The organism is Thermodesulfobacteriota bacterium, from assembly GCA_025062045.1.
Lineage (GTDB): Bacteria > Desulfobacterota > Syntrophorhabdia > Syntrophorhabdales > JANXAF01 > JANXAF01.
On sequence record JANXAF010000011.1, the window covers coordinates 1 to 23772 of the forward strand.

Annotated in this window: 25 protein-coding genes; 16 read left to right on the forward strand and 9 right to left on the reverse strand. The window is 41.8% G+C overall.

Annotated features, from left to right (window positions below):
* Window positions 1-263 precede the first annotated feature (263 nt).
* From NZ583_07685 to NZ583_07720, 8 genes are all read left to right on the forward strand, one after another.
* The gene (locus NZ583_07685) at window positions 264-788 is read left to right on the forward strand and encodes a CarD family transcriptional regulator (GenBank protein MCS7281480.1); all 525 of its coding nucleotides are present in this window, start codon (window positions 264-266) and stop codon (window positions 786-788) included.
* Window positions 789-790: 2 nt separating this feature from the next.
* Window positions 791-1837 (forward strand): TRAM domain-containing protein, encoded by a 1047-nt coding sequence (locus tag NZ583_07690; GenBank protein MCS7281481.1) that lies wholly within the window; start codon window positions 791-793, stop codon window positions 1835-1837.
* Entirely contained in the window at window positions 1838-2536 is a 699-nt protein-coding gene (ispD, locus tag NZ583_07695; GenBank protein MCS7281482.1) for a 2-C-methyl-D-erythritol 4-phosphate cytidylyltransferase, read from the forward strand.
* Window positions 2537-2555: 19 nt separating this feature from the next.
* Complete coding sequence (gene ispF, locus NZ583_07700) at window positions 2556-3032, forward strand: 2-C-methyl-D-erythritol 2,4-cyclodiphosphate synthase (protein ID MCS7281483.1); 477 nt, start codon at window positions 2556-2558, stop codon at window positions 3030-3032.
* Window positions 3025-4374 carry a glutamate--tRNA ligase gene (gltX, locus tag NZ583_07705; GenBank protein ID MCS7281484.1) on the forward strand — a complete coding sequence of 450 codons (1350 nt, stop codon included), beginning with the start codon at window positions 3025-3027 and terminating at the stop codon, window positions 4372-4374. Before ispF ends, gltX begins: the two co-directional genes overlap by 8 nt.
* Window positions 4359-6140 carry an ATP-binding protein gene (locus NZ583_07710; GenBank protein ID MCS7281485.1) on the forward strand — a complete coding sequence of 594 codons (1782 nt, stop codon included), beginning with the start codon at window positions 4359-4361 and terminating at the stop codon, window positions 6138-6140. The genes gltX and NZ583_07710 overlap by 16 nt, the downstream gene beginning before the upstream one ends.
* The gene (locus NZ583_07715) at window positions 6130-7506 is read left to right on the forward strand and encodes a sigma-54 dependent transcriptional regulator (protein MCS7281486.1); all 1377 of its coding nucleotides are present in this window, start codon (window positions 6130-6132) and stop codon (window positions 7504-7506) included. The genes NZ583_07710 and NZ583_07715 overlap by 11 nt, the downstream gene beginning before the upstream one ends.
* 171 nt (window positions 7507-7677) lie before the next feature.
* On the forward strand, window positions 7678-8103 hold the full coding sequence (locus NZ583_07720) for a hypothetical protein (GenBank protein MCS7281487.1): 426 nt from the start codon (window positions 7678-7680) through the stop codon (window positions 8101-8103).
* A 30-nt stretch (window positions 8104-8133) separates the two neighbouring features.
* Here NZ583_07720 and NZ583_07725 read toward each other — a convergent pair whose 3' ends face one another.
* From NZ583_07725 to trpS, 3 genes are read right to left on the reverse strand one after another with little or no spacing between them, the layout of a single operon-like run.
* Complete coding sequence (locus tag NZ583_07725) at window positions 8134-10116, reverse strand: hypothetical protein (GenBank protein ID MCS7281488.1); 1983 nt, start codon at window positions 10114-10116, stop codon at window positions 8134-8136.
* The gene (gene murI, locus NZ583_07730; protein MCS7281489.1) at window positions 10071-10895 is read right to left on the reverse strand and encodes a glutamate racemase; all 825 of its coding nucleotides are present in this window, start codon (window positions 10893-10895) and stop codon (window positions 10071-10073) included. The genes NZ583_07725 and murI overlap by 46 nt, the downstream gene beginning before the upstream one ends.
* The gene (gene trpS / locus NZ583_07735) at window positions 10892-11896 is read right to left on the reverse strand and encodes a tryptophan--tRNA ligase (protein MCS7281490.1); all 1005 of its coding nucleotides are present in this window, start codon (window positions 11894-11896) and stop codon (window positions 10892-10894) included. The genes murI and trpS overlap by 4 nt, the downstream gene beginning before the upstream one ends.
* 88 nt (window positions 11897-11984) lie before the next feature.
* Here trpS and tatA point away from each other — a divergent pair, with 88 nt between their 5' ends.
* From tatA to NZ583_07770, 7 genes are read left to right on the forward strand one after another with little or no spacing between them, the layout of a single operon-like run.
* Window positions 11985-12224: a twin-arginine translocase TatA/TatE family subunit gene (tatA, locus tag NZ583_07740; GenBank protein ID MCS7281491.1), complete on the forward strand. Its 240-nt coding sequence runs from the start codon at window positions 11985-11987 to the stop codon at window positions 12222-12224.
* Window positions 12224-12958: a twin-arginine translocase subunit TatC gene (gene tatC, locus NZ583_07745; protein MCS7281492.1), complete on the forward strand. Its 735-nt coding sequence runs from the start codon at window positions 12224-12226 to the stop codon at window positions 12956-12958. The genes tatA and tatC overlap by 1 nt, the downstream gene beginning before the upstream one ends.
* Entirely contained in the window at window positions 12955-13980 is a 1026-nt protein-coding gene (locus NZ583_07750; GenBank protein ID MCS7281493.1) for an NTP transferase domain-containing protein, read from the forward strand. The genes tatC and NZ583_07750 overlap by 4 nt, the downstream gene beginning before the upstream one ends.
* Window positions 13956-15776: a glutamine--fructose-6-phosphate transaminase (isomerizing) gene (gene glmS / locus NZ583_07755; GenBank protein ID MCS7281494.1), complete on the forward strand. Its 1821-nt coding sequence runs from the start codon at window positions 13956-13958 to the stop codon at window positions 15774-15776. The genes NZ583_07750 and glmS overlap by 25 nt, the downstream gene beginning before the upstream one ends.
* Complete coding sequence (locus NZ583_07760) at window positions 15769-17409, forward strand: diguanylate cyclase (protein ID MCS7281495.1); 1641 nt, start codon at window positions 15769-15771, stop codon at window positions 17407-17409. Before glmS ends, NZ583_07760 begins: the two co-directional genes overlap by 8 nt.
* Before the next feature lie 3 nt (window positions 17410-17412).
* A complete protein-coding gene (locus NZ583_07765; protein MCS7281496.1) occupies window positions 17413-17661 on the forward strand; it encodes a hypothetical protein in 249 nt (82 codons plus the stop codon).
* A gap of 47 nt (window positions 17662-17708) precedes the next feature.
* Entirely contained in the window at window positions 17709-18854 is a 1146-nt protein-coding gene (locus NZ583_07770) for an aminotransferase class V-fold PLP-dependent enzyme (protein MCS7281497.1), read from the forward strand.
* Here the strand turns inward: NZ583_07770 and NZ583_07775 are convergent.
* Complete coding sequence (locus tag NZ583_07775; protein ID MCS7281498.1) at window positions 18851-19471, reverse strand: site-2 protease family protein; 621 nt, start codon at window positions 19469-19471, stop codon at window positions 18851-18853. The two genes, NZ583_07770 and NZ583_07775, sit on opposite strands and share 4 nt — an antisense overlap.
* A gap of 154 nt (window positions 19472-19625) precedes the next feature.
* Between NZ583_07775 and NZ583_07780 the strand changes: the two genes are divergently transcribed.
* Window positions 19626-19895 carry an HU family DNA-binding protein gene (locus NZ583_07780; GenBank protein ID MCS7281499.1) on the forward strand — a complete coding sequence of 90 codons (270 nt, stop codon included), beginning with the start codon at window positions 19626-19628 and terminating at the stop codon, window positions 19893-19895.
* Here the strand turns inward: NZ583_07780 and hemC are convergent.
* The 5 genes from hemC to NZ583_07805 are packed head-to-tail and all read right to left on the reverse strand — an operon-like array spanning window position 19892 to window position 23764.
* A complete protein-coding gene (gene hemC, locus NZ583_07785; protein ID MCS7281500.1) occupies window positions 19892-20800 on the reverse strand; it encodes a hydroxymethylbilane synthase in 909 nt (302 codons plus the stop codon). The two genes, NZ583_07780 and hemC, sit on opposite strands and share 4 nt — an antisense overlap.
* Window positions 20763-22049, reverse strand: a complete 1287-nt coding sequence (gene hemA, locus NZ583_07790) for a glutamyl-tRNA reductase (GenBank protein MCS7281501.1) — start codon at window positions 22047-22049, stop codon at window positions 20763-20765. The genes hemC and hemA overlap by 38 nt, the downstream gene beginning before the upstream one ends.
* A complete protein-coding gene (ccsB, locus tag NZ583_07795) occupies window positions 22049-22864 on the reverse strand; it encodes a c-type cytochrome biogenesis protein CcsB (protein MCS7281502.1) in 816 nt (271 codons plus the stop codon). Before ccsB ends, hemA begins: the two co-directional genes overlap by 1 nt.
* Window positions 22861-23505 carry a bifunctional precorrin-2 dehydrogenase/sirohydrochlorin ferrochelatase gene (locus NZ583_07800; protein ID MCS7281503.1) on the reverse strand — a complete coding sequence of 215 codons (645 nt, stop codon included), beginning with the start codon at window positions 23503-23505 and terminating at the stop codon, window positions 22861-22863. The genes ccsB and NZ583_07800 overlap by 4 nt, the downstream gene beginning before the upstream one ends.
* Window positions 23489-23764: an acylphosphatase gene (locus NZ583_07805; GenBank protein ID MCS7281504.1), complete on the reverse strand. Its 276-nt coding sequence runs from the start codon at window positions 23762-23764 to the stop codon at window positions 23489-23491. Before NZ583_07805 ends, NZ583_07800 begins: the two co-directional genes overlap by 17 nt.
* Window positions 23765-23772 lie beyond the last annotated feature (8 nt).

Genomic DNA, 23772 nt, shown 5'->3' on the forward strand with positions numbered 1-23772 from the left:
CGATCCTAACCCTGCACTGAAATTCACCTTCGATTGGGAGAGGGAGAAGGTGAAGTTTGCGGGAGTTGGTTTAGCGAAGTCTTCAGTACGTGACCAGGACATAGCAAGCACAGATAAACTAAAGAAGAGAGGCGTCAATAACATCTACAGATTCGGAGCCTACTACTTCTTCTAAAAGCCATCCAAAAGGGGGCTTAAAGCCCCCTTTTTTTATTTCCCCCCTCCCTTGATGGTAATCGAAAAAAGTTGTATAATTTTTATCCATGTCAGGAAAGAACCCCCAGAGTAAAAAGAAGTTCTCAGTTGGAGAGGTTGCCGTATATCCAGGACATGGAGTAGGAAGGATAGAGTCTATTGAGGAGAGGGAGTTTTCTGGGACAAGGAAGGCTTTCTACATTATGAGGATCCTAGATACTGATATGACGATTATGGTTCCTGTTGATGGTGCTGAAAATTCTGGCTTAAGATGCATAATAGGGGAAGAAGAGGTAAAGAAGGTTTACGAGATCCTAAAAGAGAAAGACGTAATCCCTGACACATCTCCGTGGAATAGAAGATACAAAGAATACATGGAAAAGATAAAGAGTGGCTCCATATTTGAAGTGGCATCCGTCCTAAGGGAGCTTTACGGTCTAAAACTCTTAAAAGAGCTATCCTTTGGAGAAAAAAAGATGTTTGAGATGGCAAAAAACCTCTTAAAAAAGGAGCTTTCTTTTGCCTTAAACAAGGAAGAAGACGTAATTGAGGCTGAAATAGAAAGCATATTCAAAAAGAACCACAGAGGATAACTGTGGATCTCATAGTCCAGATATTCCTCCTTCTTGTCACAGCCCTTTCCGGATACTTCATATTCAAAGAGATCTTCCAGAGTTTCATCCTCTCTTTAGTTGGTGCAATAGCGGGTATAATTTTCGGCTATATTATCGTAAAGCTAGAAAGAAGGCTAAAGGATATACCCCTAAAGGTGATAGTCGGTTCCCTTCTTGGAATTATAGTTGGCCTTGTGATTGCAAACCTATTCATATCGAAGCTTCTATTCAGCATATCCGAGAAGATGCCAATTACCCTTCCAATATACGTCCTTATCTACTTCGTTATGGGTTACCTCGGTTTTAGGATCGGGGTCGAAAAGAGTAAAAGTCTAGATCTTTCAAAGCTTCCCGTATTTGAGAAATTCCAGGAGCTAGAGGGAGCAAAGATATTAGATACGAGCGCAATCATAGATGGAAGGATCGCTGATGTGGTAGAGACTGGATTTATAGAGGGAACACTAGTCATTCCCCAGTTTGTGCTATACGAGATCCAGCATATAGCTGACTCGCCCGACCATATAAAGAGGGTGAAAGGAAGAAGGGGTTTAGAGATTCTCCATAGGCTTCAAAAGCAGAACATAATCCCAGTAAAGATAGTCGATTATGATTTTCCAAAATTAAAAGATGTGGATATGAAGCTTATCGCCATTGCCAAGAGATTTTCGGGAAAGATAGTGACTAATGACTACAATTTGAATAAGGTTGCCGAATTACAGGGAATAGAGGTTTTAAATATCAATCAACTCGCATACGCCCTAAAACCACCGATTTTGCCGGGTGAGCCGCTAAATATTAGGGTTGTAAAAGAGGGGAAGGAGTTCGGTCAGGGCATAGGTTACCTTGAAGATGGAACTATGGTTGTGATCGAAGATGGAAGAAGACACATAGGAAAAAACGTGGATATAATAGTTACCAGTGTTTTGCAGACACCGTCCGGAAGGATGGTGTTCGGAAAATTAAAAGAGCATGCGGAGAGGGAATTTTACTTTCCCGACGAGTATAGATACGAGGAGCAAATAAGATAGATGAGGGTAATAGCGATAATCCTTGCCGGTGGGACTGGAAAAAGGATGGGTGCTCCAACGAATAAGCAGTTTCTCTTACTCGATGGAAAACCGATAATTGTGAATACCCTTGAGATATTCGAGGAATGTAGGGCTATCCACGATATATATCTGGTTGTGAACCAAAAGGATCTTCCGATTTTCCAGGAAGAGGTCTTAGAGCAGTATAAGTTTAGCAAACTATCAAAGATAGTGATCGGAGGAAGGCTAAGGCAGGACTCCGTAAGAAACGGTCTTGAGGCGATAGACTGTAAGTGCGATATTGTTGTCATACACGATGGAGCAAGGCCCTTTGTCTCCCCTTCATTCATAGAGAAATCCGTAGCCCTTATGGAGTTATACGATGCTATAATCCCTGGGCTTCCTGTAAAAGAGACGATAAAGGTCGTATCGAAAGAGGGGTTTGTGCAAAAGACCTTGGAGAGGAGTTCGCTCTGGTCGGTTCAGACACCTCAGACATTCAAATACGACCTTATAATCAAGGCATATAGGGACGGGATGGAAAAGAAGCTCTTTGGCTACGATGATTCAACGTTTATCGAATATCTTGGAAAGAAAGTAAAAGTTATTGAAGGTTCACCCTTTAACATAAAGATAACCACACCAGAAGATCTCATAATAGCCCAAGGTCTTCTCTCCCATTTAAAAAGCATGGTATAATGCCTTATAAATCCGAGCGATGAAAGTAGGTTTAGGTTATGACTGCCACAGGCTTGTGCCTGGCAGGAGATTTGTGCTCGGAGGAATCGAGATACCCTACGAGAAAGGGCCTCTTGGCCATTCTGACGGAGATGTTCTAATCCATGCCATATGCGATGCAATCTTAGGGGCTATATCATCAAAAGACATAGGTAGCCATTTTCCGGATACGGACCCAGAGTACTTGGGTCTTGAAAGTGAAAGAATCCTTCTCGAGTGTATGTGGATGTTAAAAGAGAAGGGGTTTCGCATACTGAACATAGATTCGGTTGTGATTCTTGAAGAACCTAAAATTTCGCCTTTTAGGGAAAGGATAGTAAAGAACCTATCGAGGATCACTGGCCTTTCCGAAGAAAGCATTTCCGTAAAAGCAAAGACTAAGGAAGGTTTTGGATTTGTGGGGAAGAAAGAGGGGATTGAGGCTTACGCGGTAGTCCTTATTGAAAAAGATGGTTAGAGTGAGATTTGCGCCAAGCCCAACAGGATACCTTCACGTAGGAAACGCAAGGACTGCGATTTTAAACTTTCTTTTTGCGAAAAAGAACGGGGGTCACTTTCTTTTGCGAATAGAGGATACGGATCGGGCACGCTCGGATCCACATTTTGAATCTTCGATCCTTGAAGACCTTTTATGGCTCGGAGTAAAATGGGATGAAAAGATCTATAGGCAGTCCCAAAGGCTCCATATCTACCATGAGTATGCGAAGACCTTAATAGATAAGGGATACGCGTATAAGTGCTTCTGTTCTAAGGAGAGGCTACGAAAACTAAAGGAAGAATGTGAAAAAAGGAAAGAGCCTCCAAGGTACGATAAAAGGTGTAAGAATCTTAGCGATTCTGAAAGAAAAAGACTTGAATCGGAAGGCATACCTTCAGTTATAAGATTTTCTACGCCGGAAAGAACCGTAGAGTTTTTAGACTCAGTATTTGGGCGTATAACCTTTCCTAAAGATTACCTTGACGACTTCATAATCATGAAGGCCGATGGAACCCCATCGTATAATTTCGCTGCCGCAGTGGATGATATGCTTATGGGCATAACCCACGTAATAAGGGGAAAGGACCACATCCCTAACACGCCAAAACAGATCCTCATATTCGAGGCACTAGGAAGGCCCCATCCGGTGTATGCCCACCATTCTCTTCTTTTGGGAAAAGATGGAAAACCCTTAAGCAAAAGGGAAGGTTCTAATAAGATAAGGACATTGAGGGAGATGGGGATACTTCCTTCTGCCGTATTTAACTATCTTACAGTTCTTGGAAGAAAAACGGAAAAAGAGATCATGGATCTTCCAGAAATGGTTGAATCTTTCTCAATAGAATCCATATCTAGATCGGATGCGGTATTCGATTTCGATAAGCTCTTGTGGTTCAATAGAAATTACATAAAAAAACTCCCGTCAGATGAGCTTACAGCACTTTTGGGTCTTAAAGACGAAGAAAAAGAAGTTATAGATGCTCTAAAAGAGAACGCGGAGACCTTAAATGATCTAAAAGAGTCTATCCGGCTTTTCAAAGAACCGATGATATCGGAAGAGGGTTTTGAGTTTTTAAAAACGGTAGAGACCTCAGAAAAGATCGCATGTGCGCTCAAAGATGTCTTAGAGGCTAAAGAAGGCTTTTCTTTCGCATCCATAGTTGAAAGACTAAAAAGGCTTGGGGTCCTTCGCACAAAGGAAGAGATTTTGGCCTTGAGGGTCCTTTTGACTGGAAAGAAGACAGGCCCCCCAATAGATTCCATACTGAGGTTCATTCCGGAAGAGACCATAAAAGGAAGGCTAAAATGGTTAAAAGCTTAAAATCGAAATTTATGAGCTTTTCATTGAAGACCCAACTCTTACTTATCCTTTTTTTTCTCCTTATCGGATCTTTAACATCCCTTACGATCATATATTCCAGAACTGAGGATCTCATCATCCAGAAGATAACTGAAAATATAGACGACCTAACTAAGGCGATCCAGATAAGCGTTGAAGAATTGACATATAGAGGCGATTCTACAACGAGGCTTAAAGCTTACGTGGATACGCTCAATAAGAAAGGTATAAAAGAGATAAGCATAATAAGTGACAGGTCAGAGGTCATAGCCTCTTCGAATCCAAAAAAGGTAGGGCATAAGGAGACGATAGACGAAAAGATCGCTCTTGCCGATTTTTCACCTTTAGAATTCAAAAGTAGACAGGAGATAGAGAGACTTTGTATTGAGATTTCTAATCTCAACCTTCCATACCAGCTCAGTTCGCAGGCTAACACGATAGACTGGTTAAATGAGCTTTTACGGATCCCCGATCTTTGGAGTTTCGTGCTATCTAAAGAAGGATTCGCAAAGATACCAAAAGAGACGAAAGATTACATCGAGAAACTTAAAAAATCTTACGAAGAATCGAAAAGCGAAAGGGATCTTGTAAGGTTAAATAGGTTCGTTCTTGAGGAGTTCTTTCCTAATGTTGTGCCAAAAAGGGTAAGAGTGGAAAAGAAGTTGAAAAAAGATTTATTTATAGTTGCGAGACTTGGAGAGGAAGGGAAAAAGGAGACCCAAAGGCCCTATAACGTCATAATGCCTGTATCTGTTAAGGGAAAACACCTTGGATACATACATATTAGCATGGTGCTCGACGACTATAAACTCATCCAAAAAAGAAACCACATAAAAAGGGTAATCGCAACTTTATCTATCTTTGCCATTGGAGCCATTCTCTGTCTTTTTCTTGCTGAAAAGTACACTCGACCGATAAAAGAGATTGCCGAGGCAAGCAAAAGCATAATCGAGGGAAATTTAAAAAAGATAGAGAGAACGGAAAGGAAAGACGAGATAGGAACGCTAATCGAAAGCTATAACGAGATGATAGAAAAGATGACTGAGAGGAAAAGGCTGGAAGAAAGGCTAAAAGAATCTGAGAGGCTATCCCTTATAGGACAGATATCGTCCGGGATAGCCCACGAGATAAGAAACCCCTTAAATTTCATTTCCCTTTCTGTAAGCCACGTGAAAGAAACGATACTGGAAAAAGAATTCAAAGAAAAGGATGAGATTGTGTACCTTCTAGAGAGTGTAATGAACGAGATAAAAAAGGTAAATGAGCTCATCCACAATTTCCTCTTCCTCGGAAAAGGAATAACCCTAAAGAAGGAAAGGATAGAGATTAAAACGCTTGTGGAAGAGGCCCTGTATCTCCTAAAAGACAAGTTTAAAAATGGGATAGAGGTGAAAGTTGCAGAAAAGGAAGAGACTGTGCTCTGTGATAAAGAGTATATGAGACTTTCCCTTCTAAACCTCATCCTAAATGCAATTGAGGCCTTAGAAGAGAAAGGAGCAATATCGATAGACTATGGCAGAGAAGATAGTATGAAATACATAACTATCTGCGACAATGGCGTAGGTATAGATAAGGATTCCCTAGAGAAAGTTTTTGAACCTTATTTTTCGACGAAGAAATTTGGAATAGGTCTCGGTCTTACTCTGGCAAAAAGATTCGTAAATGAGCACGGCGGTGAGATAAAGATAGAATCGGAACCAAAAAAGGGAACGAAAGTTATGATCCTTTTGCCGGACTATGAAGGCTAAGATACTTCTTGTGGAAGACGATCCAAAACAGAGGCAGATCATAAAGACGATCCTTCTTAAGGAAGGATTCTACGTGGAAGATGTGGGAGAGGGGAAAAAGGCTATCGAGATGATAAAAGAGAACGGTTTCGATCTTGTTATCACTGATCTAAAACTTCCTGATATAGACGGTATTGAGGTTGTAAAGGTTGCGAAGATGGAAAAAGCCCCATGCCACGTAATAATAATCACTGCGTATGGTTCGATACCTTCTGCCGTTGAAGCGACAAAAATGGGAGCCTTCTACTACTTGGAGAAGCCTTTCGATAAGGGAGAGTTACTCATCCACGTAAATAACGCCATATCCCAGGTAAGACTTGCAAAGGATAATATTCTCCTTAAAACGCAGCTTAAAGAGAAATTCAGTCTCGACAACATAGTTGGCGAACATCAAAAGATGCAGGAACTCTTTAGACTTGTAAAGAAGATCGCACCCACAAATTCGACTGTCCTAATTTACGGGGAAAGTGGAACAGGAAAGGAACTCTTCGCAAGAAGCATACACTATAATAGCCAAAGGAGGGAAAAACCGTTTTTTGCCATAAACTGTGCTTCGATTCCAGAGACCTTGCTTGAAAGCGAGCTTTTCGGATACGAAAAAGGAGCCTTCACAGGCGCCTATACAAGACACATAGGACTTTTGGAGCAGGCAAACGGAAGCACGCTTTTCCTCGATGAGGTTGCGGATCTATCGCTTTCCACTCAGGCAAAGCTTCTGCGGGCAATACAGGAAAAAGAGATAAGGAGGATCGGAGGGGAAGAGGTCATAAAACTAGATGTTCGCATAATTGCGGCAACGAACAAACGCCTGGAGGAGGAGATAAAAAAGGGTCGTTTCCGGGAGGACCTCTTCTACAGGCTCAATGTGATATCTTTTACAATCCCTCCTTTGAGGGAAAGGGTAACCGATATTCCACTCCTTGTGGAACACTTCCTTAAGAAACTCAACCAGGCAAGCTCAGAGAAAAAGGTGATGTCGAAAGAGGCATTAAAAATTCTTATGGAATATCACTGGCCTGGAAATGTAAGGCAGCTTCAGTCGGTTGTGGAGAGGGCTTACATCCTCTGCGATGGTGAAAGAATAGGAGTCGAGCACTTACCAGATGAGGTAAAAAAAACAAAAGTCTCATTCGAGCGTCTTATCGAGATTCCGGATGAAGGGATAGATCTTGCGAAGCTAGAAAAAGAGCTAATTAAGAAGGCCATAGTCAAAGCTAATGGAAGACTCACACAGGCGGCAAAACTTCTTTCTATGCCTTACGATACATTCTGGCTTAAGGTAAAAAGGATGAGGGAAAAGGGAGAGATACCGGAAGACCTAAGTTAGATGTAATTTTCGTTAATTTTACGAACCGAAAGGGCTAATTATCTTAAAAATTACGAAGTTTTCCTGCCTCTATTTAAAAAAAACGCAAAAATAGCAGGTTTTTTTTGGCATAGAGAGTGCAAATATGGTAAATAAGATGAGTGACATAAAAAAGAAAGGAGGTGAATTGGTGTGAAAAGGCTAGTTCTCGTTGCTTTAGCAATCCTTGTGAGCTTTGCCTTTGCTTTGGGTGTATTTGCTCAGGCAGAAAAGGCAAAGGCTCCTGAGAAGCCAGCTCCTCCTGAGAAGCCTGCGGCTGAGAAAGTGGAAAAGCCGAAGGCCAGACAGTTCACAGGGGAGGTTGTGAGGGTTGACGCCACAACTCTTGTCGTAAAGAAGGACAAGGAGGAGAAGACCTTCGACGTCTCGGGAGTTAAAGGCTTTAAGCCTGAGGACTTCAAGGCAGGCGACAAGGTCGTTGTGAAGTACACGGAAAAGGAAGGTAAGCTAGTTGCTTCCTCGGTGAAGAAGCCGGCCCCAAAAAAGAAAGAGGAAAAACCAGCAGAAAAGCCTGCAGCAGAGAAGCCAGCCGAAAAACCAGCTCCACCTAAGAAGTGAGAATGAAAAAAGGGGGACTTTTTAGTCCCCCTAAATTGTGTCAGGATCTACCCTGATTTTGACTCCGTAAAGATCGAAAAGCGGGAATATTTTGGATGAAAGTTCTTTGGGCGCGCTAAGTATGATTCTGAGGGTAAAACCGGTTTTCTGTCTATATAGCCTTTCACCGTAAAGATAAGGTTTGAGCCCCTCATTGGAGAGGTACTCTTCTATCTTAAGCCTTATCTTTTCGAGTCTTTCTCTTTCTTTTCTTGAAACTTCAATGAGGATCAGCCTCTTTGAAGGTGGAAAACCGAGTTCCTCCCTTTTTTTCAGTTCCTCCTCGTAGAACCTTTCGGGCTCCCTGATATATAGAATCTCCAGATCGTCAGGTTTTGCTCCAAAAAAGTAAACCTTTTTCGGTTTTAGTGAGTCGAAAAGGTTGTAAAAGAGTTGAAAGAATTTTTCGTAGGCAGAGTAACCCCAGATTTTTTTTAGTTCTTTCCATCCGGCAAGGATGAGGTTATGGGTCGGAAAATAAAGATAAGAGAGTGTTTTAGTGCCTAAAATAACGGCGGGTTTTTCCTTTTTTTCTTTTAGGTCTCTTAACTCATCTTGTTTGTCCTCATCCAAAAGAAGGATTTTGGCATCAAAACTCTCTTTTTCAATGAGTTCCTTTAGGAATTCAATTCCAAAAGAACGCAAAGCCACATAGGGACTTTTGCAAAAAGGGCAATTCCCTTCGTAATTTACCGATTGTTCGCATCTTTGGCAGAAGGCGCATCTCTTTTCCTTGCTGAATGAGAGGTTTTTTTTGCATTTGGGACAGAAAAGCACCCTTTTACAGTTTAAACATTCCATTTTTCCTGCGTAATATCTTCTGGGAAAAAAGATGGCAGTATCCTCCCCTTTTCCAATTGAGACAATCAATTTCTCTTTGATAGCGAAAAGGGAGGATGCCTCGTCATATCTTCTTTCCCTTTCTTGTATTTCCATTTTAAAGCTGAAAAAATCTGCCATATCCTTTATGACTTCAAACGAATCGATGCTCTTTTTGAGGGAAAGAGGTGGTGAGATAGTGCCAATAAGCAATGGTACACCTTCGATTTTCGATCTTTCGATCACAGAATCGAGCAAACTTAAACCAAAATCAGTATCTATTGGAAAATAAGAGTCTTCCGGTCTTTCCAAGATAAGAAGCCCAAGGTGGGAGACAGGCAAAAAAAGACCTAGAACGTTCGACAAAATTACGTATCCATGAAGGCTCCGTAAAGTTAGAAAGATTTTCATCCTTTCTCTCTTTTTTGTTTCGTGGCCTAACCAGAAAACCCTATCTTTAAACCTCTCCTTTAAGATCTCGAAAAAGAACTTGCCGCTGAAACCATACGGAGGGACAAAAAAGAGGCAGCTTTTACCGTTTTTGAGGAGAGTATCGATCTCAGAGATGTACATACCTACTCTTTTCTCAAAGGGACCAACAAAAATCGTTCCTTTCGATTTAAGATTCTTTGCAATTTCCACATAAGGTCCAATAGCTCTCATGTGAAATATTTCTTGGAAACTTATCCTACCCGATTTGAAAAGAAAAAAGAGGGTCTCTTTTCCGTATTTCTTTATGGCTTTCTTCAGGGTAAGACCATCGATATCACTTTTCTCTTCGGTTCTTACGATTACAAAATCTTCTAATCCAACTTTATCCGAGAGAGCATACTTCATAAGGATTCCCTGCGGGATCAAAAAGTTATCCTTTATCCAGGAGATGAGTTTTAAGATGTTTGGGGTAAGGAGGGGAAAAAGATCTATGGGTTCAAAGATCTCCTTTAGGGCTGGGTCCTCCCCTTCCCTTAATCCTACTACGTATCCTTTTTTTTGTCTTTCCTTAAATGGAACTATCACCCTTTGGGATTCAAAAATGTAGGGTTTCCAATTTGGGGGTACATTGTATGAGAAGGAATGGGATAAAGGATACGGTAAAGCAATATCGACAATCATGAAGAAAAGAAGATGTTCCGGAAATCCATCTGTCTTACCCACCTTACTGACGTTATGGGTTCTCCCATGATCCTCGATCCTATCTCTATAAATGAACCGGGAAGGTCGGTTACGAAGTACTTCAAAGTACCGGATCTGTTTTTTGCAAGTAAATTCTTTTTTTCGAGCAGATCCCTTACAGCTTTGGCAACTTCCTGACCACTGTGAACTATTCTTATTTCATCTCCAAGAACAGCCTTTATGACATTTTCTAAAACAGGATAGTGGGTGCAGCCCAAAACGAGAGTGTCGACGTCAGCATCCTTTAGCTCATAAAGGTACTTTTTTGCAGAAAGATAGGCTATCTCGTCATTTTCTAAGCCTTCTTCGACAATTGGAACAAAAAGTGGACAGGCCTTAGAGAAGACTAGGATTTGTGGATCGATCTTCTTTATGTACCTCTCATAGACTCCGCTCCTTATCGTTCCCTTTGTTCCTATAATTCCTACCCTCTTTTTTCTCGTTACCCTGATTGCCTCCTTCACACCGGGCTCTATTACACCGAGAACAGGGATTGGAAATTTTCTTTTTATGATCGGTAAAGCGTATGCGGAGGAGACGTTGCAAGCTATAACTAAGAGTTTTATGCCCTTAGTTAATAAAAAAAGTGCACACTCTAAGGCGTACCTCGTTATTGCCTGGGGTGATCTTCCACCGTAGGGAACTCGGGCAGTATCACCCAAGTAGATGAGATTCTCAGAAGGGAGGAGCTTTTTTATCTCTTTTAGAACAGTTAAACCGCCAACCCCAGAATCGAATATTCCGATAGAGAGAGCTTTCATGAAGAGGGACTAAAGTTTTTTTTGGCATCGTAGAGTCCTATGGCTTCCCTTACCTCATCTATAGTCTCTTTAGCGATCCTTCGCACATCCTTCGCACAACTATTTACCACATCCAAAACGTACCCAATATCCCTTTTTAGTCTTTCCGCCCTTTCTTTTATAGGGGAGAGCTCTCTTTGAATCCTCTCGAAGAGAATCTTTTTACAATCTATACAGCCTATTTGAGCTGTCCTGCATCCCTTTTCGACTTCCCCAAGGATGTCCTCTTCTGAAAAGGCAGTGTGTATTGTAAATACGTTACAAAGCTCTGGGTTGCCTTTGTCGTAACGCCTAACTCTACTCGTATCTGTTACTGCAACCCTCAGTTTTTCCCAAATCGAATCTTCATTCTCAAGAATTCCTATGTAATTGTTCTGGCTCTTTGACATCTTTGACTTGCCGTCGATTCCTAGAATTCTCGGAGCCCGAGAAAGGATGACTTTCGGTTCTGGAAAGATCGGCTTAAACCTAGAGTTGAATCTTCTCGCTATCTCTCTCGAAAGTTCTATGTGCTGGATTTGGTCTTCTCCTACGGGCACGAGCTCCGCTTTATAGATGAGAATGTCTGCGGCTTGTAAGACTGGGTAATCCATAAGACCCATATTCACGTTCCTTTTATGCTGTCTCGACTTTTCCTTAAATTGGGTCATCCTCTCTAAATCGCCAACAGGTGTGACGCAGTTGAATATCCATGTGAGTTCTGTATGCTCTGGAACCTGGGACTGGATAAAAAGCTTGCATTTATCTGGGGTTAGTCCACAGGCGATGAGAGCTAGAGCCGTATCTATGGTTCTTTTTGCCAACTCTCCGACATTGTACTCAACCGTTATGGCATGGTAATCGACAACGCAGTAAATACAGTCATAACTCCCCGTGAGTTTTACCCACTCCCTTATGGCGCCTACGTAATTTCCTATGTGGATTTCGCCTGTTGGCTGAATCCCGCTAAATATCCTTTTCATTTAGAAAACACGAAAATTTACATCAAAAGAGACAGTCTTTTCAACGGTTCTATTCCATTTTGGCAAGGGGTGTGCTAATCTAATCTTAATGTTCGGACTGGGTCTACCAGAAATAATAGTTATACTAGTTGTTGCACTCCTTCTTTTTGGTCCTTCGAAACTGCCGGAGGTGGCTAAATCGATCGGAAGGACATTAGACGAACTAAGAAGGATGGCCGATGACGTCAAAGAGACGATAAAGGAAGAGATGGTGGTCATAGATAGAGAAATCGAAGAAAAGGGTCAAAAAGAGAGAGACTCGAAAGAAGATAGAGAACCCCAGTCTTAATGTCTCACCAAAGAGAAAACGGAGACAAAAAGCCGTTTCTTGCCCATCTTGAAGAGCTAAGGAGAAGACTTATCGTATGTCTTTCGGGTATCGGTTTTTCTTTCATCATTACCTACAGCTTCAAAGAGAGAATATTCGAATTCTTAATGAAGCCATACCTTAAGGTTATGCCAGATCAAAGCGGCTTTATATTCACCTACATTACCGAGGCCTTCGTTACGTACCTTAAAGTCGCTTTTGTTGCCGCAATCTTTCTTGCGTCCCCTCTCATCCTCTACGAGATCTGGATGTTTGTTGCACCAGGGCTTTACGAGCACGAAAAAAGATACGTCTATCCCTTCATCTTTTTTGGGTCTATCTTATTCGTTTCGGGAGCTTTATTCTCTTATTTTGTTGTCATTCCGTATGTTTATAGATTCTTTGTGAGTTTTGCACAGGAGTTTGTCGTGCCCATGCCTGACTTAAAAGGATACATGGGCCTCACACTTAAGATGCTCATCCTATTTGGTTTTGTCTTCGAACTTCCTCTTGTTATGTACTATCTCGGTAAAGCAGGAGTAATCTCCTCCGAGACACTAAAAAGGAAAAGAAAATTTGCAATTCTTGGGATATTCATAGTTTCAGCCTTTCTCACCCCCCCTGATGTGACAAGCCAGATTCTTCTTGCTTTCCCACTTATAGGCCTTTATGAAATAAGTATACTGATACTTAAAGTCTTTGGGAAAAAAAGATGACGGATCGATTGAACGTCGTTATCCTTGCCGCTGGAGAAGGAAAGAGGATGAGATCAAAAATTCCCAAGGTGATGCACGAGATACTCTTTGAGCCTATGATCCGATATGTGATCCGTATAGCAAAGGGGATAAATCCCAAAAAGATAGTTGTAGTTTTGGGTTTTGGAAAAGACGAGGTGATCGATTGCATAAAAGACGAGGATATTAGGATATGCATCCAAGAAGAACAGAAAGGGACAGCCCATGCGCTTCTATGTGCGGAAGAAGAGGTGAAAGATGGGGACGTTCTTGTCCTTTATGGTGATGTGCCGCTAATTAAAGAAGAGACGTTAAAAAATTTCATTGGCTTTTTTGAAAAAACAAAAGATATCACCTTTCTCGTGACGAAGCTAAAAGACCCAAAGGGTTATGGAAGGGTTATACTTAAAGGGGATTCGATTGAAAAAATAGTTGAAGAAAAGGAGGCAATAAGTTCGGAACTAAAGATAAAGATGGTAAATACGGGGGTCTGTGTCATACCTTCTTTTGCCTTTCCTTTAATTAGGCGGATTTCGAACAAAAATAAAAGTCAAGAATTCTATCTCACAGATATATGTCTTTTGGCTAAAGAAGCTGGAAAGAAAGTAAAGGCCTTTATACATCATGACCCTTTGGAGGTTTTGGGCATAAACACAAAGGAGGACCTCTTTTTCGCAAACTGTGTAATGAGGGAGAGGATCATAAAAAAGCATTTAGAAAACGGGGTTATAATTTTTGAAAAAAGTGTCACGATCGGCCCTAATGTGTCGATAGGGAAGGATACGAAGATTTGGGGAAACTCTTTAATCATCGGAAACACAACCATTGGAGAGAGGGTTGAGATAGGCTCCTTTGTGGTGATAAAAGATTCTATCATTGAGGGGGGTGCAAAGATAGGATCCTTCGTTTACCTAGATGGATTTAAAGTAGGGCGTGGTGAGAAAATACCCAATTTCTTTTCAAGTGAAGGAGGGAGGCCGTGTGTGGGATCGTGGGATACATAGGTAGAGGAGAAGCGAAGGAGATAGTTTTGGATGCTCTAAAAAGACTTGAGTACAGAGGTTACGATTCGGCAGGCATCGCAATTTTAGAGAGAGATACTATAAAGGTGATCAAAAAGAAGGGAAAGGTAGATGAACTTAAAGAGCTCGTCTTTATGGATGCACCATCCGGGACGATAGGGATCGGTCACACAAGATGGGCAACCCACGGGATTCCTTCTGATCAGAATGCTCATCCTCACAGGGCCTACGATATAGTTGTCGTTCACAATGGCATCATAGAGAACTATCTGGAGTTAAAGGAGAAACTAAAAAGGCGTGGCCATAGATTCTTATCTGACACAGATACAGAGGTTATAGCCCATCTCGTTGCCTTCTATTTAAGGCAGGGAAACAGTTTTATAGACTCTGTAAGGTTTGCCCTCTCAGAGCTTAAAGGTTCTTGGGCTATTGCCCTAATGAGGGAAAGAGAGAGAGTCCTAATAGGAGCAAAAAGAGAAAGCCCATTACTTGTCGGACTTGGCCAAAACGAATACTTTTTGGCATCCGATGCACCGGCAGTTATCTCAAGGACGAACCGTTTTATATTTCTCGAAGACGGCGACGTAGTGGTCCTTACAGATGAGGGGGTCAAAATCTTAAACGAGAAAGGAGAAATTGTCCAAAGAAAAATACACACAGTCAATTGGTCGCCTATGATGGCGGAAAAAGGCGGCTTTAAACATTTCATGCTCAAAGAGATCTACGAGCAACCCCGTGCAATATCGGATACTATGATAGGAAGGCTCAAAGAGGAGAGGGGAGAAATCCATTTCGAAGAATGGACGTGGAGAAAAAATAAACCGATACGGAGATTCTGGATGGTCGCCTGTGGAACTTCCTATCACGCATGCCTAATCGGGAAGTACATTTTTGAGAAGAACTTGAGGATCCCTGTTGAAGTGGACATTGCATCTGAGTTTCGCTACAGGGAACCACCGATGGACAAGGACGATTTACTTATACTCCTTTCCCAGTCAGGAGAGACCGCAGACACAATTGCCGCAATGAGGGAAGGAAAAAAAAGGGGAATCTACACTCTCTCCATATGCAATGTTCTGGGGAGTACTCTTTCGAGGGAATCGGATGGAACGATATTTACCCATGCGGGACCCGAGATTGGGGTAGCCTCAACAAAGTCTTTCGTTACGCAGATAGTCGTTCTTTTTATGCTTATGCTCCACTTTTCGGCCATACTAAGGACAAAAACGGAAGAAGAAGTAAAAAACATGATTTTAGAGCTGAGAAAAATACCGCACAAGGTAAACGAGATCCTAGAAAGGTCAAGCCATATAGAGGAGATTGCAAAAAAATACTACAAGTATAGAGACTTTCTCTACATAGGAAGGGGAATAAACTACCCAACTATTTTGGAGGGGGCACTGAAACTCAAAGAAATCTCATACATACACGCGGAAGGCTACGCTGCAGGCGAGATGAAACATGGTCCCATCGCGCTAATCGATGAAAATATGCCAGTTATTTGTCTATCCCCTAACGATATCACATATGCAAAAACTTGTGCTAATATAGAAGAGGTGATTTCAAGAAGGGGGAAGGTCATCCTTTTGACAGATACTGAGTACCACGACATGGCAAAAAAAGTGAACGAAGTAATAACGATTCCCCAAACTATATACGAACTCCAGCCCATAACCGGGATTGTCCCGTTACAGCTTTTTGCCTATTACGTTGCAAACTTTCTAGGAACTGACGTTGATCAACCGAGAAACTTAGCAAAGAGTGTGACGGTTGAATAGCCTTAGGCTTGAAGATGGCATTATAAGTTCTGGGCTTGATTGTCTTCCTTTACCTATTCTTATCGTAGAAGAGAGTGGAAAGATAAGGTACGCCAATAGAGAAGCTGCGAAGTTTTTCTCATTCGCAGAGGAAGAATTCGGAAAAAGTATAGAAGAGAATGAAAAGCTTAGATCTTTAGGTCTATCTCAGGTAATAAACGCCGCCATAACGAAAGACGAACTCTACATAGACTCTCTTCATAGTTCTTCGCCCCCAAAAAGGGTCATAAAGCTCATGGCAGTACCCCTAAGAAAAGAAAAACCTTCCCTCTTTTTGTTGGTCTTTTTGGATCCTGCTCATGGGTACATCAGATGGGAAAGTCTGAGCCCCTTTTTAGTCTATGATACTCTTCCTCTCGGGATAGTTGTCACCGAAAGGGATGGTAGAATCCTTATGATAAACCGGGAGTTTACAAAAATAACAGGGTACGCGCAAGAAGAGATACCGCATGTTAAGATCCTTATAAGGAAGGTTATTCCCGACTCAGAAAGAAGACGCAATTTTTTCGATTTGTTAAAGAGCACAATAAAAAAGGGTGAGGATAAGGCTATTGTCTTTCCACTTGTATGTAAAGACGGGAGTGTCAAAGAGGTTGAGATTAAAGTTGAAGTCTTAGACGAAAGAAGAGTAATCACATCAAGGGATGTAACCCCTTTTAAAGCCATGGAGAGGGAACTTGTTGAGAGCGAAAGAAGATACAGATCGCTTTTTGAAAACTCCAGGGACGCAATATACATAACTTCATCCGACGGAAGATTTCTGGATGTGAATCCTGCCTTCTGTGATCTTTTCGGGGAAAAGAAGGAGGAGATTTTAAAGAAATCTGCAAAGGACGCATACGTAACCGACGACGAGAAATTGAGACTTAAATCAGCCATAGGGAGGCACGGCTTTGTAAAGGACTTCGAAATAAGGCTGAGAAAGGCGAACGGAGAGGTACTACACTGTCTAGTTACTGTTACGGCCATAAGGGACGAGACGGGAAAGATCGCACAGTACCAGGGGATTGTGCGAGACATAACCGAGAAAAAGAGGACCGAAGAGAAGATGAGGTACATGGCATTCCACGATTTACTGACAGGTCTGCCAAATAGATCACTTTTTGTTGACAGACTTGAGATCGCCATAGCCTACGCAAAAAGGATGAAGACCATGGTGGCTGTTATGATGCTCGACCTTGACAGGTTCAAGGAAATAAACGATTTTTACGGCCACACAGTTGGGGATATGGTACTTAAGGAGGTGGCAGAGAGGCTTAAAAGTGTGATTAGGAGGACTGACACAATCGCAAGGATGGGGGGAGACGAATTTATTGGAATATTTACCAACATCAAGAACTTAGAGGATGTGGCAACGATAGGAAATAAAGTACATGGCCAGTTCAAGAGTCCGATTGTAGTCCGGGACCAAAAATTTTTGATCAGTGTAAGCATCGGTTTTGCACTCTACCCAATTCACGGAACCGATATAGAAACACTTTTGAGGAAGGCAGATTTGGCCATGTATCAAGTGAAACAGGCAAGTAGGGACGGTTTTAAGATATACGAGGAAGGGACGCTTGCTTCCCTTGACGGTGAGGCTGAGCTGGATTAGATTATGATTGTGACGGAGAAAGAGAAGAAGATTCTCGCAAAATACATGGAAGAAGCTTTCCGGGGAACATTCATTAGACAGGAGATGCCGGTATGTTCCTGCGGGAAGATCTTCACCGAAAAAGATATATACGATGCCCCGGGTGTGTATTTCAGAAAGGTTGAAACTCTGGGAAAGGTCGTAACCCTAATCGAACCCATCTGTCCTGTCTGTAAGAAAAAGGTTCCAACTACCTTCAACATCCTAAATTAGGAGAGCTTGTGCATCTCTTTCCTATTTCAACTAATCCCCCGAGAAATGTGGTATACCTCGATAATGCAGCCACCTCATGGCCGAAACCCCAAACGGTGATTGAGGCCATGGTGTCTTTTATGGAAAGGATAGGCGCAAATCCAGGTAGATCCGGCCATAGACTCTCTTTGGAGGCCGCAAGGATCATATTCGAGGCAAGGGAGCTTTTGGCCAATATTTTTGGGGTTTCGGACCCAAACCGGATTGTTTTTACGAAGAACGCAACAGAAGCGATAAACATCGTCTTAAAAGGGTTACTTAAACCTGGAGATCATGTGATAACCTCAAGCATGGAGCATAATTCTGTTATGAGACCACTTAGGAGTCTGGAAAGAAAGGGAGTTTCGGTCTCTGTTGTTAGGTGTTTTCAGGATGGATCGATAAGGGTCGAAGATATCGAAAGGGAGATCAAATTTAACACAAAAGCCGTGATCGTGACACACGCATCAAATGTGACAGGAACATTAATGCCGATAAAAGAGATATCAGAAAGGATAAAGAGAAACGGTTTAATCTTCTGTGTTGATGCGGCCCAAACCGCAGGAAGCCTAACGATAGATGTGGAAAAATTGGGTATCGATGTCCTTTTTTTCACAGGTCACAAATCCCTCTTTGGCCCGCAAGGTACAGGAGGTCTCTACATAAGGAAGGGACTGGAGTATGAAATAGAGCCTCAAGAAGAGGGAGGAACGGGAAGCAGATCAGAATTCGAAGAGCATCCAGATTTTATGCCTGACCGTTTTGAGGCAGGAACACCAAATACAGTTGGAATCGCTGGACTTTTGGCATCGTTGAAATTTTTAAAGGATCACGGGATAGAAAAGATAAGGGAAAAGGAGCTAAAACTCACAGATAAGATACTAGCAAAGTTGAGTGCTATTAGAGGCGTAAAGATATACGGCCCAAAAGACCCAGAAAGGATGATACCTATAATCTCCTTTAGCGTAGAGGGCATCTCTCCTTCCGATATCTCTTTAAGACTGGATGAAGAGTTCAACATAATGACAAGACCTGGACTTCATTGCTCGCCATCTGCCCACAAAACTATAGGGACCTTTCCTCAAGGAACCGTAAGACTCTCTTTGGGTCTTTTCACAGACGAAGGAGAGATTGATTTTGTGGTAGAGGCCATAAAGAAGATCGTGAAAGGCTAGGAGACGATAAGTTCCAAAAGCGCAACAATAAGCGACCTTATCGATTCCACAATAGGATCGAGTACTCCGAGGAGCAGAAGTGCGATTATTATGTAGAAACCGTATGGTTCCAACTTGATGAGCGTGTATTTTAGATCTCCAGAGACAAATCCCATAAGGATCTTTGAGCCATCAAGTGGTGGAATAGGGATGAGGTTAAAAGAGGCAAGAATGATATTGACCCGCGCAAAGTATGAGAGAACCAAATAAGGGACGGATCCAAAAGAAAAAGCCAGAACTTTTATGAGAAACAATGAGAAAAAGGCAAGTAGGATGTTTGTGAGTATTCCTGATGCGGAAACAAAGATCGTTGCCCATTTCGTGTCTCTAAGGCTATAAAAATTCACAGGAACCGGCTTTGCCCATCCGAATCCAAAAAGAAACAGAGTCAAAGTCCCTATTGGATCGAGATGTTTTAGCGGATTAAGCGTCAACCTTCCATACCACCTTTGGCTTCTGTCTCCCAGAACGTAGGCTGAATAGGCGTGGGCAACCTCGTGAAAGACGATCGCGTAGATAAGTGGGATTGAGAGGCAGAAGAAGGCTAGAGGGTTCTCGAAAAGCAGTTCTATAAGCACGCGTACTTTTGTACCACAGTACGGTTTTTCGTATCAAGTCGATTTTTTTAAGAAAAATCAACGAAAAAGACTTGCATATTTTGCAAAATTAGCTATATTAAGTGTTTACAGAGTGTGGCAAAGCCACAAAAAAAATGGATAAAGGAGGGGGTCTATGACAAAGGCAGAACTCGTAAGCAAAATGGCAGAAAGTGCAGGAATTACAAAAGCCGCTGCGAGTAAAGCCCTGGATGCATTTGTTGAGGCTGTAAAGTCGGCTTTAAAGAAGGAGGAAAAGGTTACTCTTGTCGGGTTTGGGACATTTAGCGTGGTAAAGAGGAAGGCAAGGAAGGGTAGAAACCCAAGAACCGGTAAGGAGATCAAAATACCTGCGCGGACTGTTCCTAAGTTCACAGCAGGAAAAGCTCTAAGAGAGGCTGTTTAGATGGTATCGGCCCCCCTTCGGGGGGCTTTGAGTTTCTCTACTAGTTGCCTTGCCAACTCGTCAGCGGATTCCCATGATCCTTTTTCTTTGATTTTCCCAAAAGTACTTCCATCCTGAGAACCAAAAAAAACGTAAAGGGTAAAAAAATCACCTTCCGATTCCACGTTAACTCCCAAAGGAACGTGACAACCTCCTCCTATGAGTTTCTGGATCTTTCTTTCAAGCTCAACTTCCTTCCACGTCTTTTCGTGGTTAATTCTACTTACAATGTCGAAAAACTCGGAATCTTCTCTCACTTCTATGCCGATTGCCCCTTGGCCAGCACACGGCACAAGAAGATCTTGGGGAATGATGGATTTGGCGTATCTTTCGAGTCCCAACCTTTTAAGTCCACAGTAGGCGAGGATAATTCCGTGTAAATTTTCGGTAGCTATTTTTTTTATCCTGGTTTCAACGTTACCCCTGATCGGTACAAATTGAACCTTGCCCAGAAGTCCAAGAAGTTGTACGGTTCGTCTTACACTGCTTGTGCCTATCTTCGAGTCTTCAGGAAGCTCAAAAAGGGTCTCGTAATTAAAGGAAACAAAGGCATCACGGGGATCATCCCTCTCTAAAACGGCTGCGATCTTTAAGCCATCTTTTAACTCTGTTGGAACGTCTTTCATACTATGTACAGCTATGTCTATTTCTTTGGCGATAAGAGCCTCTTCTATCTCCTTTATGAAGAAACCCTTTCCTTTTATTTCGTGCAATGGTTTGTCCCAGATAGTATCCCCTGTAGTCTTTATAACTTTTACCCTAACTTCTATGTCAGGATTTAGAGACTTTAGGGCTTCTATGGCGATTTCTGTCTGCTTTAAGGCAAGCCTACTCCCTCTCGTTCCTACAATAAGCCTCTTCTTCATTTTTTTCAAACCTAAAAAGCTTTTTTACCCTTTCTATCGTCTCAAAGTCCGGATTCCTCTTTACTAGCTCTATATAGGGATGCAAAAGCTTTTTTACTATGGACCGAGTAAGATAATCTAGAGTTTCGTAAAGAGCTTCGTTAGGGCTCTCAATTTTTTTTAGGGCCTTTTTAACCTCGTTCTTCCTCATAGTTTCTGCGTAATTTATCATATGGATTATTAAAGGCTTAGTATCGAAGTGGTCCAAAATGAGGGGAAGTTTTTTTGTTTCCTCCTCGATTATCTCTTTAGCCCTTTGAGCCTCATTCATCCTGTCCTTTAAATGTTTTTCCGAAAGTTCTTTAAGATCGTCTATGTTAAAAAGGTATACATTCTCGATATCATTCACATCCGGGTCAACATCCCTAGGCAGAGCTATGTCGATTATGAAGAGGGGCTTAAATTTCCTAATTCTCATAGCCTTAAGGACAGTCTCCTTTTTTAGGATAAACTCCTGGCTTCCGGTAGATGTGAGGATAAGATCAACCTCCGTAAGTAATCTTTCCATTTCGGAAAAAGGCAAAGCTTCTCCCACTATCTCTTCTGCGAGCTTTTTCGCATTTGAAAATGTCCTGTTAACGATGTAGACCTTTGCGATCCCTTCTTTTTTGAAATGCTTTAGCGCTATCTTTGTCATCTCTCCAGCGCCTATCGTCAGTATCTTTTTTTCCTTCAGATTTCCGAATATCTTTTTTGCCATCTCGCATGCCATGGAACTTACAGAAAGGGGATTATAACCGATCTTTGTTTCTGTTCTTACTCTTTTTGCCACACTAAATACCCGATGGAAGATTTTATTGGAGAAAAAACCAGTCGAATTGTTAAAAGTGGCAATCCTATAAGCTTCCTTGACCTGACCTAGAATCTGGGGTTCCCCTATTACCATGGAATCGAGTCCGCATGCGACAAATAAAAGATGCCTATACGCGTCTTCCCCATAAAGACGATACGTATGGTCGTTGAGAATCGATTCATCCACTTTTAAAAACTCCCTTAAAGAGTCTTTCACGAGGGCAAGCTCAACTTCCGGTTCTTCCGAAAAAAGGTAGACCTCCGTTCTGTTACAAGTTGAAAGAAAAACGACTTCCCTAATTCCCCTTCTTTTCAATTCGCTTGTAAGATCGCTTATTTTTTCTTCGTTAAGGTAAAACTTCTCCCTTATCTCTAGGGGTGCCGTTTTATGGTTGAGACCCAAAACTACTATCTGCATCAGAGGTACGAGTGCCTCCCTCCCATTAAGTAGTTAACCCCTAAAAAAGTTATGAGTATGCAGAGAAAGCCCAAGATCATAACGTAGGCAGTCTTTCTTCCCATCCAGCCCACTAGAAGCCTCCTGTGGATTAAAATTGCGTAAATAAGCCACGTAATAAGGGACCAGACCTCCTTTGGGTCCCAGCTCCAGTAGGAACCCCAGGCTAAACTAGCCCAAAGAGAACCCGTAATTATTCCGGTTGTTAGGAAAGGAAAACCTATCGATATGCACCTCACATTTATCCGATCAAGAAGTTCAAGGGAGGGTAGTTTTTTTATAAAGGGGGGAAGCCTTTTCTTTTTTATGTAGCTTTCAGTTATGAGGTAGAGAACAGAGACCATAAAGCTTGTGAAAAATACCGCGTGTCCAATAAATGAGAATATCGTGTGGATCGGTAGATAGTGACTTCTAAGGATGGGAGGGAGGGGTTTTATCTCGTGGGGAAGGAAGGTGGATATAATGAGGATTATAGAGATTGCGGGAAGAATAAAAGAACCAAGAACTTTCGCACTATAAGCATCCCTCAAAAAGATGAAGAAAGACCCAACTAAAAAGGCTAAAAAGGATAATGACTCATAAAGGTTAGTTATTGGAGTATAACCTGCTTCGATGTATCTCACAATGAGACTTAAAAAATGGACCGAAACCCCTCCCAAAAGGAAAAAGAACCCTTTTTTTTCTAGTGCCTCCCTTCCTAAAGCGAAGTATAAAAGGTAAAAAAATGTGGAGATGAGGTAAAAGACGAGAGAAGCGTAAAAAATGTAGATATTCATTCCTTATCCAACCCTGCTATTAACTCTTTTATCTTTTTCGTGCTCATATTTGCCAGTTCCTCGACAGTAAAGCCAGAAATCTTTTCGAATAGAAGCTTCCGCTTTTCTTCCTCCTTTACTTTACTTATGAGTTCTGCCCTCAATTTTCCTATCTTTGATAGGTATTTAACGTAATCTTTCGTTAAAAATTTTCCGATCTCTCGTTTTAGCCTTTTGGAGAGATGAGGAAGTTTACCCTGCGTAGATATAGCAATTACGATCGAGCCCCTCTTTACTATGGAAGGCATAATAAAATCGCAAAGGGATGGGTCATCAACTGAACTTACAAGAAGACCTCTTTCTTTCGCATCAAAGACCACCTTTTTATTAATTTCATTATCATTAGTTGCGGAAATCACAAAATCAACACCGTCCAAATCCTGAGGATCGTATTTTTTCTCTATAACCTCTATAAGTCCTTTGTTACCAAGTAGTCTGAGCCCTTTTCTTAGGTTGGGACTAACGACTTTTATTTTAGCTTTAAAACGTAATAGCATGCGTATCTTTCTTTCAGCAACTTTTCCTCCACCGACAATAAGAAATCTTTTACGTGAAAGGTCAAGAAAAAGAGGGAAGTACTTGAGCTCAGTATCTGATCTCAAAAGTGTTAAATTCTCCCTTGTACTCTTCCTTTTTTACCTCCACACTGTCAACAGATGCACCTGGCGGCCCTATCCAGCACCATTTTACGAGTTCATCTATGTCTTTGCTTTCTCCCTCGCATACGATCTCTACACTTCCGTCCCTTAAGTTTCTAACCCATCCTGTTATTTTGAGCTTTTGTGCCATCTTCATCGTGTTGTGCCTGAAAAAGACCCCTTGGACTATCCCTTTTACAATGATGTGGGCCCTCTCTTTCATTTGTTCTC

Excerpts from the sequence above, each read along its gene's own strand:
- NZ583_07685 (MCS7281480.1), top strand. The coding sequence starts at position 264 with ATGTCAGGAAAGAACCCCCAGAGTAAAAAGAAGTTCTCAGTTGGAGAG.
- ispD (MCS7281482.1), top strand. The coding sequence starts at position 1,838 with ATGAGGGTAATAGCGATAATCCTTGCCGGTGGGACTGGAAAAAGGATG.
- ispF (MCS7281483.1), top strand. The coding sequence starts at position 2,556 with ATGAAAGTAGGTTTAGGTTATGACTGCCACAGGCTTGTGCCTGGCAGG.
- gltX (MCS7281484.1), top strand. The coding sequence starts at position 3,025 with ATGGTTAGAGTGAGATTTGCGCCAAGCCCAACAGGATACCTTCACGTA.
- NZ583_07710 (MCS7281485.1), top strand. The coding sequence starts at position 4,359 with ATGGTTAAAAGCTTAAAATCGAAATTTATGAGCTTTTCATTGAAGACC.
- NZ583_07715 (MCS7281486.1), top strand. The coding sequence starts at position 6,130 with ATGAAGGCTAAGATACTTCTTGTGGAAGACGATCCAAAACAGAGGCAG.
- murI (MCS7281489.1), bottom strand. The coding sequence starts at position 10,895 with ATGAAAGCTCTCTCTATCGGAATATTCGATTCTGGGGTTGGCGGTTTA.
- trpS (MCS7281490.1), bottom strand. The coding sequence starts at position 11,896 with ATGAAAAGGATATTTAGCGGGATTCAGCCAACAGGCGAAATCCACATA.
- tatA (MCS7281491.1), top strand. The coding sequence starts at position 11,985 with ATGTTCGGACTGGGTCTACCAGAAATAATAGTTATACTAGTTGTTGCA.
- tatC (MCS7281492.1), top strand. The coding sequence starts at position 12,224 with ATGTCTCACCAAAGAGAAAACGGAGACAAAAAGCCGTTTCTTGCCCAT.
- NZ583_07750 (MCS7281493.1), top strand. The coding sequence starts at position 12,955 with ATGACGGATCGATTGAACGTCGTTATCCTTGCCGCTGGAGAAGGAAAG.
- NZ583_07765 (MCS7281496.1), top strand. The coding sequence starts at position 17,413 with ATGATTGTGACGGAGAAAGAGAAGAAGATTCTCGCAAAATACATGGAA.
- NZ583_07780 (MCS7281499.1), top strand. The coding sequence starts at position 19,626 with ATGACAAAGGCAGAACTCGTAAGCAAAATGGCAGAAAGTGCAGGAATT.
- hemC (MCS7281500.1), bottom strand. The coding sequence starts at position 20,800 with ATGAAGAAGAGGCTTATTGTAGGAACGAGAGGGAGTAGGCTTGCCTTA.
- hemA (MCS7281501.1), bottom strand. The coding sequence starts at position 22,049 with ATGCAGATAGTAGTTTTGGGTCTCAACCATAAAACGGCACCCCTAGAG.
- ccsB (MCS7281502.1), bottom strand. The coding sequence starts at position 22,864 with ATGAATATCTACATTTTTTACGCTTCTCTCGTCTTTTACCTCATCTCC.
- NZ583_07805 (MCS7281504.1), bottom strand. The coding sequence starts at position 23,764 with ATGAAAGAGAGGGCCCACATCATTGTAAAAGGGATAGTCCAAGGGGTC.